The 19,570-nt window shown below is 32.5% G+C and carries 17 protein-coding genes, 1 tRNA gene and 2 other annotated features; all 18 genes read left to right on the top strand.

The genetic code is table 11. The features are described 5' to 3' along the window. Positions 1-18 precede the first annotated feature (18 nt). A complete protein-coding gene (gene ispD, locus L3B98_RS18470) occupies positions 19-696 on the top strand; it encodes a 2-C-methyl-D-erythritol 4-phosphate cytidylyltransferase (RefSeq protein WP_238917800.1) in 678 nt (225 codons plus the stop codon). A 60-nt stretch (positions 697-756) separates the two neighbouring features. Continuing rightward, positions 757-941 (top strand) — a binding site (T-box leader). Between the two features lie 97 nt (positions 942-1,038). Then, complete coding sequence (locus L3B98_RS18465; RefSeq protein WP_238917799.1) at positions 1,039-2,751, top strand: proline--tRNA ligase; 1,713 nt, start codon at positions 1,039-1,041, stop codon at positions 2,749-2,751. Between the two features lie 19 nt (positions 2,752-2,770). Continuing rightward, positions 2,771-4,171, top strand: a complete 1,401-nt coding sequence (cysS, locus tag L3B98_RS18460; RefSeq protein WP_077359788.1) for a cysteine--tRNA ligase — start codon at positions 2,771-2,773, stop codon at positions 4,169-4,171. Between the two features lie 50 nt (positions 4,172-4,221). Continuing rightward, on the top strand, positions 4,222-4,635 hold the full coding sequence (locus tag L3B98_RS18455; protein WP_077359790.1) for a ribonuclease III domain-containing protein: 414 nt from the start codon (positions 4,222-4,224) through the stop codon (positions 4,633-4,635). 32 nt (positions 4,636-4,667) lie between these two features. Then, positions 4,668-5,546, top strand: coding sequence for a 23S rRNA (guanosine(2251)-2'-O)-methyltransferase RlmB (gene rlmB / locus L3B98_RS18450; protein ID WP_238917798.1), 879 nt, complete (start codon positions 4,668-4,670; stop codon positions 5,544-5,546). 13 nt (positions 5,547-5,559) lie between these two features. Continuing rightward, positions 5,560-6,072 (top strand): NYN domain-containing protein, encoded by a 513-nt coding sequence (locus tag L3B98_RS18445; protein WP_238917797.1) that lies wholly within the window; start codon positions 5,560-5,562, stop codon positions 6,070-6,072. Between the two features lie 59 nt (positions 6,073-6,131). Continuing rightward, positions 6,132-6,779 (top strand): RNA polymerase sporulation sigma factor SigH, encoded by a 648-nt coding sequence (gene sigH / locus L3B98_RS18440; protein WP_017810875.1) that lies wholly within the window; start codon positions 6,132-6,134, stop codon positions 6,777-6,779. Between the two features lie 76 nt (positions 6,780-6,855). Then, positions 6,856-6,931: transfer RNA gene (locus tag L3B98_RS18435), tRNA-Thr, on the top strand. A gap of 64 nt (positions 6,932-6,995) precedes the next feature. Further along, entirely contained in the window at positions 6,996-8,189 is a 1,194-nt protein-coding gene (tuf, locus tag L3B98_RS18430; protein WP_015390326.1) for an elongation factor Tu, read from the top strand. 178 nt (positions 8,190-8,367) lie between these two features. Then, positions 8,368-8,517, top strand: coding sequence for a 50S ribosomal protein L33 (gene rpmG / locus L3B98_RS18425; protein ID WP_015390327.1), 150 nt, complete (start codon positions 8,368-8,370; stop codon positions 8,515-8,517). Positions 8,518-8,565: 48 nt separating this feature from the next. After that, a complete protein-coding gene (gene secE / locus L3B98_RS18420; RefSeq protein WP_077359794.1) occupies positions 8,566-8,799 on the top strand; it encodes a preprotein translocase subunit SecE in 234 nt (77 codons plus the stop codon). 36 nt (positions 8,800-8,835) lie between these two features. After that, a complete protein-coding gene (nusG, locus tag L3B98_RS18415) occupies positions 8,836-9,357 on the top strand; it encodes a transcription termination/antitermination protein NusG (protein WP_015390329.1) in 522 nt (173 codons plus the stop codon). A 70-nt stretch (positions 9,358-9,427) separates the two neighbouring features. Beyond that, complete coding sequence (rplK, locus tag L3B98_RS18410; protein WP_009167802.1) at positions 9,428-9,853, top strand: 50S ribosomal protein L11; 426 nt, start codon at positions 9,428-9,430, stop codon at positions 9,851-9,853. 54 nt (positions 9,854-9,907) lie between these two features. After that, positions 9,908-10,597: a 50S ribosomal protein L1 gene (rplA, locus tag L3B98_RS18405; RefSeq protein ID WP_015390330.1), complete on the top strand. Its 690-nt coding sequence runs from the start codon at positions 9,908-9,910 to the stop codon at positions 10,595-10,597. Between the two features lie 43 nt (positions 10,598-10,640). Continuing rightward, positions 10,641-10,767, top strand: a sequence feature (ribosomal protein L10 leader region). Positions 10,768-10,801: 34 nt separating this feature from the next. Then, complete coding sequence (rplJ, locus tag L3B98_RS18400; protein ID WP_015390331.1) at positions 10,802-11,305, top strand: 50S ribosomal protein L10; 504 nt, start codon at positions 10,802-10,804, stop codon at positions 11,303-11,305. A 56-nt stretch (positions 11,306-11,361) separates the two neighbouring features. Further along, entirely contained in the window at positions 11,362-11,727 is a 366-nt protein-coding gene (gene rplL / locus L3B98_RS18395) for a 50S ribosomal protein L7/L12 (RefSeq protein ID WP_015390332.1), read from the top strand. Positions 11,728-12,094: 367 nt separating this feature from the next. Next, on the top strand, positions 12,095-15,808 hold the full coding sequence (gene rpoB, locus L3B98_RS18390; RefSeq protein ID WP_238917796.1) for a DNA-directed RNA polymerase subunit beta: 3,714 nt from the start codon (positions 12,095-12,097) through the stop codon (positions 15,806-15,808). Between the two features lie 21 nt (positions 15,809-15,829). Continuing rightward, the gene (gene rpoC, locus L3B98_RS18385; protein ID WP_077359798.1) at positions 15,830-19,366 is read left to right on the top strand and encodes a DNA-directed RNA polymerase subunit beta'; all 3,537 of its coding nucleotides are present in this window, start codon (positions 15,830-15,832) and stop codon (positions 19,364-19,366) included. Positions 19,367-19,570: the final 204 nt, after the last annotated feature.

The following is a 19,570-nucleotide window of genomic DNA, read 5'->3' as shown; positions in this document are numbered from 1 at the left end:
TTAAGGAGATTTTTCAGGATGGTTAGCGCAATTGTATTAGCAGGTGGAAGAGGCAAGAGAATGGGATGCTCTAAAAGCAAGCAATATATTGAATTGGAAGGAAAGCCAATTCTTTATTATACATTAAAACAATTCATAGATAATAAATATATTGATAAAATTGTTTTGGTAGTTCCTGAAGATGAAAAAGAGTATTGTAAGAATGAAGTTTTGGACAAATATGGGCTCATAATTCATAAAATTGTTGTTGGTGGTAAGGAGAGGCAAGATTCGGTATATAATGCTTTAGATCAATTAAATGGATCGGATATAGTTTTAATACATGATGGCGCTCGACCATTTGTTTCACAAAGAGTCATAAATGATGCTATTAAATATACTAAAATTTATGGAGCGGCAGCTCCAGGTGTTAAACCTAAAGATACAATTAAAATTAGAGATGAAAAGAATTTTTCAGTAAATACCTTAGAAAGAGATAGTCTTGTTGCAATTCAAACTCCTCAAGCCTTTGACTTTAATCTAATATATGAATGCCATAAAAAGGTTAAAAAAAGTAAAATAGTAGTTACTGATGATACTGCTGTGGTAGAGAATTTTGGAAACAAAGTATATATATATGAAGGTGATTATACCAATATAAAAATAACAACTCCAGAAGATTTAGTTTTTGCAAAGCATTTTGCGAGAATGGTATAATTAGTGTGTATTGACAGGCAAAATCTGAGAAGTTATAATAAATTAAAATTAAATTAAGTTTATAAAGCGATGATGAAGAATAGTAGAAGTCATTTTTTATAAGAGAAAAAGTCCGTAGGCTGAAAGACTTTTAAGCAGAGCTTCGAACCAGCTTTTGAGCATAGATAAAAACTATCGGTTTAATACCGTTATCATTATTAGAGAACAAATTTAGGTGGTACCGCGATGATAAGTTCGCCCTAATATATTTATTAGGCGGACTTTTTTATTTTGGGAAATTATAAATTAAATGATAGTTTTACAAGCGATTAATAAAGTGAATTTTTAGGAGGAAATGTTCAAATGAAAATGTCTAATATGTTAATATCTACATTGAGGGAAGTGCCAGCAGAAGCAGAGATTGATAGTCATAAATTGATGCTGAGAGCAGGGATGATAAGAAAAATGGCAGCAGGTGTATATAATTATATGCCACTTGGATTAAGAGTATTAAAAAAAATAGAAGATATAGTAAGGGAAGAAATGAATGCAACAGGGGCACAAGAATTTTTGGCTTCAGCCATGATTCCAGCAGAATTATGGCAGGAGTCAGGTAGATGGGATGCTTATGGAGCAGAAATGTTCAGATTGAAAGATAGAGGGGAAAGAGATTTTTGTTTAGGACCAACCCATGAAGAAGTATTCACAGATATTGCTAGAAATGAAATTAAGTCTTATAAGCAATTACCACTAAATTTATACCAAATTCAAACTAAATATAGAGATGAACGCAGACCAAGATTTGGTGTTATGAGATCAAGGGAATTCGTAATGAAGGATGCATATAGCTTCGATAAAGATCAACAAGGATTAGATTTTGTTTATGACAAGATGCATGACGCATATGTTAAAATATTTAATAGATGCGGTTTAGATGCTAAATGTGTTGCAGCAGATTCTGGAGCAATAGGCGGATCAAACTCAGCAGAATTTATGGTTAAATCAGAAGTTGGAGAAGATGATGTAGTATTCTGTACTGAATGTGACTATGCAGCTAATATTGAAAAAGCATCTTCTCCTGCTGAAAAAGAGGAAAAGCAAGAATTGATGGAAATAGAAAAAATCGCTACTCCTAATAGTAGAGGAATAGAAGAAGTATCAGCATTTTTAAATGTATCTTCAATAAAAACAGTTAAAACTTTATTATATAAAGTTGACGAAAAAATTATTGCTGTATTTGTAAGGGGAGACCGAGAAGTTAATGAAGTTAAAGTAGCTAATGCTGTTGATGCTTCAGGAGACATGGAGATGGCATCTCATGAAGAATATATAAATGCAGCTGGTTGTGATATTGGATTCGCTGGACCTGTCGGAATAAAAGCTGATATTGTGTTAGTAGATGAAGAAGTTAAAAATATGTACAATTTTATTTCTGGAGCTAATGAAACAGGATATCACTTGAAAAATGTAAATTATGGAAGGGATTTTGAAGGAATAGTTGGTGACTTTAGAAAAGTTGTTGAAGGCCAAAAATGTCCTGTTTGTGGTGGAATAGTTACTATTGCAAGAGGAACTGAAGTTGGGCATATATTTAAGCTTGGAACAAAATATTCAGAAGCTATGAATGCTAATTTCATAGATGAGGATGGGAAAGAAAAACCATTTATTATGGGGTGCTATGGTATTGGTGTTACTAGAACAATGGCGTCAATCATTGAACAACATCATGATGAGAATGGTATAATTTGGCCATTATCCGTTGCTCCATATCATGTTTCAGTTATTCCTGTAAATATTAAGGAGGAAGAGCAAGTTGAAGTAGCTAAGAATATTTATGAAGATCTAGTAAATATGGGTATAGAAGTACTTTTAGATGATAGAAATGAAAGAGCGGGAGTGAAATTTAAGGATTCAGAGTTAATGGGAATACCGATGAGAGTAACTGTTGGTAAGAAAATTGGCGATGGAGAAATAGAATTTAAACTTAGAAATGGTGAAATGGAAGTGATGAAAATAAAAGATGTTTGTAATATAATAAAAACTGAGTTTGATAAAAATAATATAAAGTTAAAATAAATTTTTAGGAGGAGAGTTAATGAAGGTCTATAATACTTTAACTAAGCAAAAAGAAGAGTTTATACCGATTATCCCAGGTGAAGTTAAGATGTACGTGTGTGGGCCTACTGTATATAATTTCTTTCATATTGGTAATGGGAGGACATTTATAGTATTTGATACAATTAGAAGATACTTGGAATACAGAGGATACAAGGTTGAGTTTATTCAGAATTTTACTGACATAGATGATAAGATGATTAATAAGGCAAATGATGAAGGAATTACAGTAAAAGAACTAGGGGATAAATATATAAATGAGTACTACCAAGATGCAGATGCTTTAAATATTGAAAGAGCTAGTGTTAATCCTAGAGCAACGGAGTACATCAAAGACATAATAAAATTTGTTGAAGAACTAATTGCAGCAGATTTTGCGTATGAAGTAGATGGAGATGTATATTATAGCACAAAAAAATTCAGTAACTATGGACAATTGGCTGGTCAAAATTTGGAAGATCTACAAGCTGGAGCAAGGATTTCTGTTGATGAACGAAAAAAAGACCCAATGGATTTTGCTATATGGAAAGCACAAAAACCAGGTGAACCTGCATGGGAAAGTCCATGGGGATTAGGAAGACCGGGATGGCATATAGAATGTTCTTGTATGGCAAAGAAACTATTGGGGGACACTATTGACATTCATGCAGGTGGTATGGATTTGAAATTCCCACATCATGAAAATGAAATAGCACAAAGTGAAGCTGTAACAGGAAAGAAATTTGCAAATTATTGGTTACATGCTGCATTTGTTAATGTTGATAATAAAAAAATGTCAAAATCACTAAATAATTTTTTTACAGCAAGAGAGATTCTTCAAGAATATGATGCGGATGCAATAAGATTTTTAATGTTATCAGGACATTATAGAATTCAAATAAACTTTACAAAAGAACTTTTAGATTCTGCTAAAGCATCAATAGAAAGGTTATATAACTGTATAAATAATCTTGAGAATTTAAAGGATGAAGTTAGTAAAAAGACTATGGATAATGGGGAAGATGATTATTTAAAATCACTATCAAAATATAGAGAAAAGTTTATAGAGAAAATGGATGATGATTTTAATACAGCAGATGCAATTTCAGTATTATTTGATTTAGCTAAAGATATAAATAACAATGTAAATATAAATTCTTCAGCTGAATTATGTGAAGAGGCAGATAAATTAGTAAGAGAACTTGGGAAGCCATTAGGGATTCTTCAGACATATATGAAAAAGGATTTAGAAGCTGAAATTCAAGAACTTATTGATAGAAGGCAACAAGCAAGAAAAGACAGAGACTTTGCTTTGGCAGATAAAATAAGGGATGATTTAAAGAGCAGAAATATAATTTTAGAGGATACACCACAAGGTGTTAGATGGAAAAAGATTGATTAATTAAAGAAAGGGTTGCAATTTTGCAGCCCTTATTTAAAAGGAGAATTAAAATGTTAGATGATTTAAGAATGAAGGAATTTTCAAAAGAGGAGGCAAGACTATTAAATCCACTTCAATTAGCATTAATAGGGGATGGCGTATATGAAATATTTATTAGGAATTATATTTTGACAAAGAATTCAGCATTATCAGCTAATAAAATTCATATTAATGCAATAAAATATGTTAAGGCTAAAAGTCAAGCAGATATAATGCATGAAATTGAAAAAGATTTAGATGAAGAAGAAGAAGGGATTTATAAAAGAGGAAGAAATGCAAAGTCACAAACAGTTCCTAAGAATGCAGATGTAAGAGACTATAGAATGGCTACAGGATTTGAGGCATTAGTAGGATATTTATACTTAATAGGAAATAGAGAACGATTGAAAGAGATATTTAATCAATGTATTAACATAATAAAATGATTTCTATATTTTAGAAAAAAGGATGGGTGCATATGGAAGGAAAAACTAAGGAAATGAATGCAAAAGGCAAGTTTGATAAATTTGAAAAAAATAAAGGTAAATCTGAATTGAAGAATAATGATTTTACTAAAATAAAGAACAAGGATAGAAAAGAAGCAAGGAATGAAATTCAAGAAAGAGAAGATATAGTTATTGGAAGAAATGCTGTTATAGAAACTTTAAAAGGTGAAAGAACAATTGAAACCTTATACATATCAAATAGTAAATTAGAGGGATCTATAAAAACAATTGTTAGTTTAGCAAAAGAGAAGAGAATTTTAATTAAAGAAGTTGATAAAAGAAAACTTGATTCTATGTGTGAAGGAGAGGCTCATCAAGGAGTGATAGCTAAAATAACACCATACAGGTATTCTGAAGTATCAGATATTCTAGCATTTGCAAAAGAAAAGGGAGAAAGCCCATTTATTGTAATATTAGATGAAATTGAAGATCCACATAATTTAGGCTCAATAGTAAGAACAGCAGAATTATTCGGAGTTCATGGGATTATTATTCCAAAAAGAAGAAGTGCATCTGTTAGTACAACGGTTTATAAGTCATCAGTAGGTGCAATAGAACATGTCAAAATAGCTAAGGTTACTAACATAAATACAGTAATAGAAGAATTGAAAGAAAAAGGTATTTGGGTTTATGGTGCGGATATACGAGCTGATGAATATAGTTATCAAGTAGATTTTAGTGGTCCTTGTGCAGTTATAATTGGAAATGAAGGAAGAGGAATTTCTAAGTTAACAGTCCAAAAATGCGATAAATTAATAAAAATACCGATGGTAGGTAAGATTAATTCTTTAAATGCATCTGTAGCTGGTGGTATAATTATGTATGAGGTTTTAAAGGGACGATTAAAATAGAAAGAGGTATATCGTGAAAACTATTTTTGTAGATGGGTATAATGTTATAAACAGTTGGCCAAACTTAAAGCAAACCAAAGATTTTAGTTTTGAAGCTGCAAGACAAATTCTAATTGATAAATTACATAATTATGGAGTTTTTAAGGCTTGTAAGATAATTTTAGTTTTTGATGCTCATAAGGTCATAGGGAGTCTTGAAAAAAAAGAAGAAGTAAATAAAAATATTTCTGTAGTCTTTACCAAGGATGGAGAAACAGCAGATAATTATATTGAGAAAAAAGTTAACGTTCTGGGAAGAAAGCATGAGATTGTTGTTGTTACATCGGATAATCTAGAACAGCAAATTGTTTTTCAGCGAGGTGCAGTTAGAATGTCATCCCTAGAATTTTACAACGAGGTGCTTAAGGTAGAAAAATCTATAAAAATAAAAGCTGACAAAAATAAAAATCAACATAGAAATAGTATAAGCGATAATATAGATGAAAGAACAGCAGAAATATTAGAACAAATTAGAAGAGGCAAGTAAATTCAGTTGACTAACTTAAATTAACTGGGGTATAATTGTTTAAATGATTGGTGAGTTTAATGCAGAAGAGAGTTGAGAATACGCAATTGGAAGGTTTTTTAGATTTTAAAGATAAGCTAGATGAAGAAATAGTCGTGAAAGCTAAAAATGGGGACAATAGAGCTCAAGAATATTTGATTTCAAAATATGAGAACTTTGTAAAATCAAAGGCTAAAGCATATTTTTTAATTGGAGCAGACAAAGAGGATATTTATCAAGAAGGAATGATAGGTTTATATAAGGCTATTAGAGACTTCAATCCAGAAAAGTCAACATCATTTAAGGCTTTTGCAGAAATATGTGTGGTTAGACAAATTATAACTGCAATAAAAACAGCTACAAGACAAAAACATATTCCATTAAATACTTATGTGTCATTAAATAAACCAATATATGAAGAAGAATCTGAAAGAACTCTTTTAGACGTATTAGTAGGATTAAAAATTTCAGATCCTGAAGAATTAATGATAAGTAAGGAACAAATGGATTATATTGAAGAAAAAATATCAAAGGTGCTTTCTGATTTGGAGTTAGAAGTTCTTACATCGTATTTAGATGGTAAATCATATCAAGAAATTGCAAGTAACTTAGAAAGACATTCAAAATCTATTGATAATGCGTTGCAAAGAGTAAAGAGAAAATTAGAAAAATGCTTGGATTTAAAGTGAGAATTTATATTGACAAATATAAAGAAAAATAGTAAACTTTATAATTGGTATATCACAGAATATAGCAATTTTGAACGCTCACATAGCTCAGTCGGTAGAGCGTCACCTTGGTAAGGTGGAGGTCGTCGGTTCAATCCCGATTGTGAGCTCCAAACAATAAAAATAAAAAACACTAGGCTAAGTTTATCACATGATAATTAAGGGAGGAAAATTACAATGGCAAAAGCAAAGTATGAAAGAAGTAAGCCACACGTTAATATTGGAACAATAGGTCACGTAGACCATGGTAAGACAACATTAACAGCAGCAATAACAACAGTATTAGCAAACAAAGGATTTGCAGAAGCATTTAACTATGCAGATATTGATAAGGCTCCAGAAGAAAAAGAAAGAGGAATCACAATCAATACAGCACACGTTGAATACCAAACAGAAAACAGACACTATGCTCACGTTGACTGTCCAGGACATGCTGACTATGTTAAGAACATGATCACAGGAGCAGCACAAATGGATGGAGCTATCTTAGTTGTATCAGCAGCAGATGGTCCAATGCCACAAACAAGAGAACATATCTTACTTGGATCAAGAGTAGGTATCCAATATATCGTAGTATTCTTAAACAAAGCAGATATGGTAGATGATCCAGAATTATTAGAATTAGTTGAAATGGAAGTTAGAGAATTATTAAGTGAATATGACTTCCCAGGAGACGATATTCCAGTAATAACAGGATCAGCATTAAAAGCATTAGAAAACCCAACAGATGAAGAAGCAATTAAGCCAATCATGGACTTAATGGAAGCAGTAGATAGCTATATCCCAACTCCAGAAAGAGCAACAGATAAAGCATTCTTAATGCCGATCGAAGATGTATTCACAATTACAGGAAGAGGAACAGTTGCAACAGGAAGAGTTGAAGCTGGAATACTTCACGTAGGAGATGAAGTAGAAATCGTTGGATTATCAGAAGAAAAGAAGAAGGTTGTAGTAACTGGAATCGAAATGTTCAGAAAGTTATTAGACGAAGCGCAAGCAGGGGATAACATTGGAGCATTATTAAGAGGAGTTCAAAGAACTGATATTGAAAGAGGTCAAGTATTATCAAAACCAAATTCAGTACACCCTCACACAAAATTTGTAGGTCAAGTATACGTACTTAAGAAAGAAGAAGGTGGAAGACATACTCCATTCTTCGATGGATATAGACCACAATTCTATTTCAGAACAACAGATGTTACAGGATCAATCAAATTACCAGATGGAATGGAAATGGTAATGCCTGGAGATCACATTGATATGAATGTTGAATTAATCACTCCAATCGCAATGGATGAAGGATTAAGATTCGCTATCAGAGAAGGTGGAAGAACTGTAGGTTCTGGAGTTGTTACTAGTATAGTAGAATAGGGAACTAAAAATCATCACGATAGGGCTAAGTTTTATAACTTAGTCCTATTTAAAGGATGATTGACAATTGAAATATTCTATGATATTTTATAAAAGTGACATTTTAAACAATGCAAATTAGGGAAAAGCAAGAAAATAAATTTCTTGATTTAATATATGAAAAACTGGAGGTGCAGTCATGAGAACAAAAATAACTTTAGCATGCACAGAGTGTAAACAAAGAAATTATGATTCAATGAAAAACAAAAAAAATGATCCAGATAGATTAGAAATGAAAAAGTATTGTAAATTCTGTAAAAAGCACACTCTTCATAGAGAAACAAAATAATTAGCAGTAGTCATGACATATAGTTATTAAATTTAAGGATGTGAAGATATGTCAGTAAAAGATAATGCAAAGACTGAAAAAGCTGTTAAAAATAATGGTTTGTTTGGTTTTTTCCGAGAGGTTAAGGTAGAGGTTAAGAAGAAAATAACTTGGCCTTCGAAAGATGAGACAAAGAAAGCATTTATTGCAGTTATAACATTCACGCTAATGTATACAATATTAGTTGGTGGGTTTGATTTTATTTTCAGAAACCTCTTTGATATGTTTTTAAAATTAAAATAAAAGGAGGTTAGGGTGGTGTAAAACTGCCTGATAAGTATGAGTGATAGAGCAAGATGGTATGTAGTACATACATACTCAGGATACGAAAATAAAGTTAAGGCAAACTTAGAAAAAGCAATTGAAAACAGAAATCTTGAAGCATTAATCCATGATATACAAGTACCTATGGAAGAAGTGGTTGAAGAAAAAGATGGAAAACAAAAAGTTTCATTAAAGAAAAAGTTTCCTGGATATGTGCTTGTGAAAATGTTAATGGGTGATGAAGCTTGGTACGTTGTTAGAAATACTAGGGGCGTGACAGGATTTGTTGGTCCAGGATCTAAACCAGTTCCTCTGTCTGATGAAGAAGTTGAATCAATGGGTGTATTAGAAATGCCAGTTGATATTGATTTGGAAGTAGGGGAAAGCATAAGAATTATCTCAGGACCATTAAGAGATTCAGTGGCTACAATACAAGAGATAATTGTTGAAAAACATAAAGTGAAAGCTTTAGTAGAGATGTTTGGCAGGGAAACTCTTGCTGAATTAGACTTTAATCAAGTTGAAAAATTAGTTTAAATATAACTAATTTTAATTAAGTGGGAGAACTAAAAGTTCGTTATACCACAGTAATAGGAGGAATAACAAAATGGCTAAGAAAGTAACTGGAATGATTAAACTTCAACTTCAAGCAGGTAAGGCAACACCAGCTCCACCTGTAGGTCCAGCTTTAGGTCAACATGGTGTAAACATAATGGGATTCTGTAAGGAGTTCAATGCAAAAACTGCAAATCAAGCTGGTTTAATAATACCAGTAGTTATCACAGTTTACCAAGATAGATCTTTTAGTTTTATACTAAAGACTCCTCCAGCAGCAGTTCTAATCAAAAAGGAATTAGGGTTAGAAAGTGGTTCTGGAGTACCTAACAAAACAAAAGTTGGTAAATTAACACAGGATCAATTAAGAAAGATCGCTGAAACTAAAATGCCAGATTTAAATGCTGCAAATGTTGAATCAGCAATGAGAATGATTGCTGGAACAGCAAGAAGTATGGGCGTAACTATTGAAGAGTAATTCTTAAAAATAAGTGGGAGGTCAAAACCGTTAATACCACAGAGGAGGCAAATTATGGGAAAAAAATACATTGAAAGTGCAAAGCTTATAGATAAGAGTGCATTATATAATCCAGTAGAAGCATTAGACCTTACATTAAAAACTGCAAAGGCTAACTTTGATGAAACTATTGAACTACATGTAAGATTAGGTGTAGATCCAAGACATGCTGATCAACAAGTAAGAGGTGCTGTTGTATTACCAAACGGAACAGGGAAAACAGTAAGAGTACTTGTATTTGCAAAAGGTGATAAAGCAGCAGAAGCGCAACAAGCAGGAGCAGATTTTGTTGGAGCTGAAGAATTAGTTCAAAAAATTCAAAGTGAAAATTGGTTTGATTATGATGTTGTTGTTGCAACTCCAGATATGATGGGTGTTGTTGGTAGAATTGGTAGAGTATTAGGACCAAAGGGATTAATGCCAAATCCAAAATCAGGAACAGTAACATTTGATGTTGCTAAAGCGATTGAAGAAATCAAAGCTGGTAAAGTTGAATATAGAGTTGACAAAACAGCTATAGTTCACTGCCCAATTGGAAAGAAATCATTTGGAACTGAAAAGTTAAAGCAAAACTTTACAGCATTAATGGATGCTTTAGTTAAAGCAAAACCAGCAGCTGCAAAAGGACAATACTTAAAATCAGTATCAGTTTCAAGCACAATGGGACCAAGTGCAAAAATTAATCCTACAAAAGCTTTAGATTAATATTGACTTAATGGATATTAAGTAGTATAATCTTAATGTTGTAAAAAAGAGAATATTTTCCCCGTAGACAGTGGGTGCGAAAGCATAACGATATACTACCCACCTAGGTTGATTATAATAGATGTATTATAGACCTTCCTGTCTGCGGGAAGGTCTTTTTGATAAAAGAAGCAGTTTTAAACTGTGAGGAGGTGGACTACAATAATGAATAAAAACAGAGAACTTAAAGAAGCTAAAGTTGCTGAAATTAAGGAAAAATTAGAAAAATCAAAAGCTGTTGTTCTTAGTAAGTATCAAGGGTTAAATGTAGAAGAAGATACTGCTCTTAGAAAAAATTTAAGAGAAGCTGGCGTTGAATATAAAGTATATAAAAATACTTTGGTTATTTTAGCAGCTAAAGAATTAGGCTTAGATGGTATAGTAGAACATTTAGAGGGACCTGTATCTATTGCGTTTGGTTATGAAGATGTAACAGTAGCAGCGAGAGTTCTAAATGATTTTGCTAAAGATCACAAGAAGTTAGAATTAAAAGCCGGTATTGTAGAAGGTGAAATCTATGATGCAGATAAGATTAAACAACTTGCATCAATACCATCAAAAGAAGTTCTTATTGCAAAACTTCTTGGAAGTATCAAGTCTCCAATATCAAGCTTTGCACGTGTATTAAGTGCTATTGCTGATAGTAAGGGAACTGAATCTGCAGAATAATAAGCAGAAAAATAAAACAATAATTAATTTAAAAAAATTTCGGAGGTGCTATTAAAATGACAAGAGAAGATATAATTCAAGCAATAAAAGAAATGAGCGTTTTAGACTTAAACGAATTAGTAAAGGCTTGTGAAGAAGAATTTGGAGTAAGTGCTGCTGCTGCTGTTGTAGCTGGTGGAGCTGTAGCTGGTGGAGCTGCTGCTGAAGAAAAAACTGAATTTGACGTAATATTAGCTAGTGCAGGAGATAACAAGATTAAAGTTATCAAAGTAGTAAGAGAAATAACTGGATTAGGATTAAAAGAAGCTAAAGAAATAGTTGATGGAGCTCCTAAGACATTAAAAGAAGGCGTGTCTAAAGAAGAAGCTGAAGACATGAAAGCTAAAATAGCTGAAGTTGGAGCTACTGTAGAAATCAAGTAATTTATTTAATATAAAAAGGTGCTTTTTAAGCACCTTTTTTAAGCTGCATTTATAAAGCTATATAAAATGCTTTTTGTTTATGAGTATTTTATATAGCTTTATAAATTAAAAAAGATATAGTTAAGTGAATTAATGAAATAATATTTCTAGTGTTTTTTATAGTATTTCTTGACGAGATAAAATGCATATGGTATTATAATATAATGTATTATTCACTATGGGATATTATATGTTTATAGTGGAAATAAAGAGTATAACCTGGTGAATAATGGTTATACTATAAAAAGACGCTGTCCGAAAGCAAAAGTCCTTAGGGAAAGTATGCTTTTGGCTATTTTAGTTTATTTTATACAAGGGGTGAAAATTCATGGTACATCCTGTCAAAGTTGGAAAAAGAACAAGAATGAGTTTTGGTAAAGTTAATGACGTTACTGAAATGCCGAATTTAATTGAGGTACAATTAGATTCATATGAATGGTTTTTAAGAGAAGGGCTGCATGAAGTATTTGATGATATTAATCCTATCACAAACTTCACAGGGAATTTAGTGCTTGAGTTTGTAGATTACAAGCTTGATATGGAAAATATCAAGTATTCCGTTGAAGAATGCAAAGAAAGAGATTCAACATATGCAGCACCATTAAAAGTTTCGATTAGATTACAAAATAATGAAACAGGTGAAATTAAAGAACAAGAAGTGTTTATGGGTGACTTCCCATTAATGACAGAACAAGGTACATTTTTAATTAATGGTGCTGAAAGAGTTATTGTAAGTCAGTTAGTAAGGTCGCCGGGAGTATATTACAATTACTCGATAGATAAGAGCGGTAAGAAATTATTTTCATCAACTGTAATCCCTAATAGAGGAGCATGGTTAGAATATGAAACAGATTCTAACGATATCATTTATGTAAGAATTGATAAAACTAGAAAATTATCAATAACTATTTTAGCAAGAGCAATGGGATTAGGAAGTGACCAAGAGTTATTAGACTTTTTTGGAGAAGAAGAAAGATTTAGAGCTTCAATAGAAAAGGATAATACTAAAACAAAAGAAGAAGCTTTACTTGAAATATATAAGAGATTAAGACCAGGTGAGCCACCAACTGTTGATAGTGCAATATCATTAATTGATACGTTGTTCTTTGATGCAAAGAGATACGATCTATCTAGAGTTGGTAGATACAAATTTAATAAAAAACTTGCGTTGAATTTAAGAATTGCTAATCAAGTTGCAGCTACTGACATTGTTAATCCACAAACTGGTGAGATTATGGTTGAAAATGGTCAGAAGATAAGCAGATTAATGGCTGAACAAATTCAAAACGCTGGTATCAAATCTGTTGATGTATTAATAGAGGATAAAGTTATTAGAGTAATCAGCAATAATTTTGTTGATTTGAAGAAACAAGTTTCATTTGATGTTTCTGATTTAGGAATAAAAGAAATGGTACACTATCCAACATTAAAGGAAATATTAGATAATTTCTCAGATGAGAAAAGCATTAAAGAAGAAATAAAGAAAAATATTAATAAGCTTATTCCAAAACATATTATAAGAGATGATATATTTGCAACTATTAGTTATGAATTAGGATTAGCTTATGGAGTAGGTTATGTTGATGATATAGATCATCTAGGAAATAGAAGATTAAGATCTGTAGGTGAATTATTGCAAAATCAATTCAGAATTGGTTTATCTAGAATGGAGAGAGTAGTTAAAGAAAGAATGACTATTCAAGATCAAGAAGCAATAACTCCTCAAATGTTAATTAACATAAGACCAGTAGCAGCAGCTATTAAAGAATTCTTTGGTAGTTCACAGCTATCACAATTCATGGATCAAACTAATCCATTATCAGAACTTACACATAAAAGAAGATTGTCAGCATTGGGGCCAGGAGGTCTTTCAAGAGAAAGAGCTGGTTTCGAAGTAAGAGACGTTCACCATTCACATTATGGTAGAATGTGTCCGATTGAAACACCAGAAGGTCCTAATATAGGATTAATAAATTCATTGGCTACTTTCGCAAAGGTTAATGAGTATGGCTTTATTGAAACACCGTATAGAATTGTAGATAAAGAAAATTCGAGAGCTACTGATGAAATTAGATATTTTACAGCTGACGAAGAAGATCAATGCTTAATTGCTCAAGCAAAAACACCAATGGCTGAAAATGGTCAATTCATAGAAAAAAGGGTTACAGTTAGGCATTTAGATGATGTTTTAGTTGTTCCTGCAACAGAAGTTGATTTGATTGACGTATCTGCAAGACAAATGGTATCTGTAGCAACTGCTATGATTCCGTTCCTTGAAAATGATGATGCTACAAGAGCACTTATGGGATCTAACATGCAACGTCAAGCAGTTCCGTTGTTAAATCCGCAAGCACCAATTGTTGGAACAGGAATAGAGTTTAAAGCAGCTGTAGATTCAGGTGTATTGCCAAAGGCAAAAAATGCAGGTGTTGTTACTTATGTATCAGGTAGTGAAATTAGAATCAAAAGAGATTCTGATGGAGGAACTGATATATGTAAACTATTAAAGTTTAAGCGAAGTAACTCTGGAACATGTATAAACCAAAGACCTATAGTTGATTTAGGAGAATTGGTTTACAAGAACCAAGTAATTGCAGATGGTCCGTCTACAGATTTAGGAGAAATTGCACTAGGTAAGAATATAAGAATGGGATTCATAACTTGGGAAGGTTATAATTACGAAGATGCTATGCTTATTTCTGAAGAATTAGTAAGAGAAGATGTATTTACATCTATGCATATAGAAGAATATGAATGTGAAGCGAGAGATACTAAGCTTGGACCAGAAGAAATCACAAGAGATATTCCAAATGTAAGTGAAGATGCTCTTAAAGATGTAGATGATAGAGGTATCATAAGAATTGGTGCAGAAGTAAGATCAGGAGATATATTAGTTGGAAAAGTAACACCTAAGGGTGAAACTGAACTAACTGCAGAAGAAAGATTATTAAGAGCAATCTTTGGTGAAAAAGCTAGAGAAGTTAGAGATACATCGTTAAGAGTACCTCATGGAGAAGCTGGAATAATAGTTGATATTAAAGTTTTTACAAGGGAAAATGGGGATGAATTAAATCCTGGAGTAAATGAACTTGTAAGATGTTATATCGCACAAAAAAGAAAAATATCTGTAGGAGACAAAATGGCTGGGCGTCATGGTAATAAAGGGGTTATCTCTAGAATATTACCAGAAGAAGATATGCCGTTTTTACCAGATGGTAGACCGCTTCAAATATGCTTAAATCCACTTGGAGTACCTTCACGTATGAATATCGGGCAAGTACTTGAAGTACATTTAGGTTGGGCAGCTAGTCATTTAGGTTGGCATATAGCTACACCGGTATTTGATGGAGCTACTCAAGAAGAAATTACAGAATGTTTAGTGAAAGCTGGATTTAATGCTAATGCTAAAACTGTATTATATGATGGTAGAACAGGAGAGCCTTTTGACAATCTAGTAACTGTAGGTATAATGTATATATTAAAACTTCACCATTTGGTAGATGACAAAATACATGCAAGATCTACAGGCCCATATTCACTAGTTACTCAACAGCCATTAGGAGGTAAAGCTCAATTTGGAGGTCAAAGATTTGGTGAAATGGAAGTTTGGGCTTTAGAAGCATATGGTGCGGCGCATACATTACAAGAAATATTGACTGTTAAATCAGATGATGTTGTAGGTAGAGTTAAGACATATGAAGCTATAGTCAAAGGTGAAAATATACCTGAACCAGGAGTTCCAGAATCATTTAAGGTTCTTATTAAAGAACTTCAAGCATTATGCTTAGATATTAAGGTTTTAAATGATGAAAATGAAGAAGTGACTTTAAAAGAGTTTGTTGATGAAGATATGGCAAACCTAGAAGTTAACATAGAAGGTACTGAAGAAGTGATTGTGCAAGAACCAGAAGGAACAATAGCCGATGATAGTTATGATCAAAATCCAGATGAAGATATAGATGATATTGATTATGATGAGAGTGTCGATATTGAAGAGCTTGAGACAGAATTAGAGCTAGATGATTTTAATGATGAACACTAATATTGAAGGGAGGATTTACCCTTGTTTGAATTAAATAATTTTGATGCAATACAAATTGGCTTAGCATCTCCAGAGCAAATAAGACAATGGTCAAGAGGAGAGGTTAAAAAGCCTGAAACAATTAACTACAGAACTTTAAAGCCAGAAAGAGATGGTTTGTTCTGTGAAAGAATTTTTGGACCAATGAAAGATTGGGAATGTCATTGTGGAAAATATAAAAGAGTAAGATATAAAGGCATAGTTTGTGATAGATGTGGAGTTGAAGTCACAAAAGCTAAAGTTAGAAGAGAAAGAATGGGGCATATAGAATTGGCTGCCCCAGTATCTCACATTTGGTACTTTAAAGGAATTCCGTCAAGAATGGGATTAATTTTGGATATGTCACCAAGAGCTTTAGAAAAAGTTTTATATTTTGCATCTTATATAGTAATTGACCCAAAAGAAACTCCGTTATTGAAGAAACAGCTTCTTAACGAAAAAGAATATAGAGAAGCTGTAGATAAATATGGAGATGAAAGTTTCGTAGCTGGAATGGGAGCAGAAGCTATTCAAGAGTTGCTTAGAGAAATTGACTTGGAAAATGGTTCAAAGGAATTAAAGGAAGAACTTAAGCAAAGTACTGGGCAAAAAAAGGTTAGAATTATAAGAAGACTTGAAGTAGTAGAATCTTTTAGAAAGTCAGGAAACAATCCAGAATGGATGGTTGTAAATGTAATACCAGTAATACCACCAGATTTGAGACCTATGGTTCAATTAGATGGGGGAAGATTTGCAACATCTGATTTAAATGACTTATATAGAAGAGTTATTAATAGAAACAACAGATTGAAGAAACTATTAGATTTAGGGGCTCCGGATATAATAGTAAGAAATGAAAAAAGAATGCTTCAAGAAGCTGTGGATGCACTTATCGATAATGGTAGAAGAGGAAGACCAGTAACTGGACCAGGAAATAGACCTTTAAAATCATTATCAGATATGCTTAAAGGTAAGCAAGGAAGATTTAGACAAAACTTACTTGGAAAAAGAGTTGACTACTCAGGTAGATCAGTTATAGTTGTTGGACCAGAATTGAAAATGTACCAATGTGGATTACCAAAAGAAATGGCTATAGAGTTATTTAAGCCATTTGTAATGAAGAAGTTGGTTCAGGATGGAATTGCTCATAATATAAAGAGTGCTAAAAGAATGGTTGAAAGAGTATTGCCTCAAGTATGGGATGTTTTAGAAGAAGTAATTGCAGATCATCCAGTATTGCTTAACCGTGCGCCTACTTTACATAGACTAGGTATTCAAGCATTCCAACCAGTTTTAGTAGAAGGTAGAGCTATTAAGTTGCATCCACTAGCATGTACAGCTTACAATGCAGACTTTGATGGAGATCAGATGGCTGTCCATCTTCCACTTTCAGTTGAAGCACAAGCTGAAGCAAGATTTTTAATGTTAGCAGCAACAAATATTTTAAAACCATCAGATGGTAAACCGGTATGTGTACCAACACAAGATATGGTTTTGGGATCATACTATCTAACTATGGATAGAAATGAAGCCAAAGGTGATGGTATGGTATTCTCTAGTAAAGACGAAGCTATAATGGCATATGAAGTTAAGGAAATTGACATCCATGCTCAAATAAATGTTAGAATGTTTAGAACTGTTGATGGAGTTTCAAAGTCTAAAATAATCAAAACAACTGTTGGAAAGATTATATTTAATGAATCTATACCGCAAAATTTAGGCTTAGTTAATAGAGAAAATGAAGACGAAATGTTCAATTTAGAAGTTGATTTCTTGGTTACTAAAAAGTCTTTAGGAAAAATAATCGATCAATGCTATATGAAACATGGTCCAGTTAAGACATCTATAATGCTTGATAATATCAAAGCTTTAGGATATCATTATTCATCAATTGGAGCTGTTACAGTTGCATCATCAGATATAATAGTACCAGATTCTAAGTATGAATTACTTAAAGAAGCAGATGAAACAATTGAAAAGATTGAAAAGATGTATAAAAGAGGATTCATTTCAGATGAGGAAAGATACGAACGAGTTATAGAAAAATGGACTCAAACTACTGAAGATGTTGCTAATGCATTAATGGATAGTCTTGATAAGTTCAACCCTATATATATGATGGCTGACTCAGGAGCCAGAGGATCAAAATCTCAAATCAAGCAATTGGCTGGTATGAGAGGACTTATGGCAAGTCCATCTGGTAAGATTATCGAGTTACCAATTAGAGCTTCGTTTAAAGAAGGATTAGATGTTCTTGAATATTTCTCATCTACACATGGTGCTAGAAAAGGTAATGCAGATACAGCTTTAAAAACTGCGGATTCAGGATATTTGACAAGAAGACTTGTTGATGTATCACAAGATGTTATCGTAAGGGAAGAAGACTGTGGTGTAGAAGATGGAATTGTTGTAAGTGAAATAAAAGAAGGCAATGAAACTATCGAAGAATTAAGAGAAAGATTAATTGGAAGATATACTGCTGAAGATATTATTGATCCTAATAATGGAAATGTGATTTATCCAAGAAATGAATATATGGATCCATATGCAGCAGATAAGATTGTTTCAGCAGGAGTTAAGAAAGTAAAAATCAGATCAGTATTTACTTGTAAATGTAAAGTTGGAGTTTGTGCTAAATGTTATGGTATGAACATGGCTACTGCTAAAAAGATTGATATAGGTGAAGCTGTTGGAATAATAGCTGCACAATCAATTGGAGAACCAGGAACTCAGCTTACTATGAGAACATTCCATACAGGTGGAGTTGCTGGAGCAGATATTACCCAGGGGTTACCTAGAGTTGAAGAATTATTTGAAGCTAGAAAGCCAAAGGGTCTTGCAATTGTAAGTGAAATTACTGGTAATGTAAAGATGGAAGAAACGAAGAAAAAGAGAACAGTGATAGTTATGAGTTCAGATGGTGAAGAACGTAGCTATGATATACCGTTCGGTTCGAGATTAAAAGTGACTGAAGGAGATTACATTGAAGCCGGAGATGAAATTACAGAAGGTTCGGTAAATCCTCATGATATTATGAGCATAAAAGGTATAGATGGAGCAAGAAGATATTTACTTTCAGAAGTTCAGAAAGTTTATAGACTACAAGGTGTTGATATTAATGATAAGCATTTAGAGGTAGTTGTTAGACAAATGACTAGAAAAATAAAAATTCTTGAATCAGGAGATTCAGATTTATTGCCAGGAACTATGATTGATATGTTTGATTTTCATGAGGAAAATGCTAGAGTTAGAGAATTTGGTGGAGAAGAAGCAAAAGGAGAACAAACTCTACTAGGTATTACTAAAGCTGCATTAGCAACTGATAGCTTCTTATCAGCGGCTTCGTTCCAAGAAACCACAAGAGTATTAACAGAAGCAGCGATTAAAGGAAAAGTTGATCCTTTAGTTGGATTGAAGGAAAATGTAATAATTGGTAAGTTAATTCCAGCTGGTACTGGAATGATGAGATATAGATCTTTAAAAGTAGAAACAGATAACCAATTAGTAGAAGAAGCAATTACAGAAGTGGTTGAAGAATAGAATTTAATTATATTGACATATATAATGTTAAATGATAAAATACAGTTTGTGTGATTTCATATGTGAAATCACACAAATATGTGTTAATATAATAATTTTAATAGGTAAACTTTACATTACGTTGTATTGTTGGTTTAGTATGTATTTAATACATAACTATAATTTAATTATTTGCGTTTATCTTAATTTAAAAATAGATAAATA

Source organism: Clostridium sp. YIM B02555, from assembly GCF_022320955.1.
In the GTDB taxonomy this organism is placed as follows: domain Bacteria; phylum Bacillota; class Clostridia; order Clostridiales; family Clostridiaceae; genus Clostridium; species Clostridium saccharoperbutylacetonicum.
The sequence above is the reverse complement of the archived record's forward strand: the minus strand, read 5'-3'. Positions and strand labels throughout refer to the sequence as shown.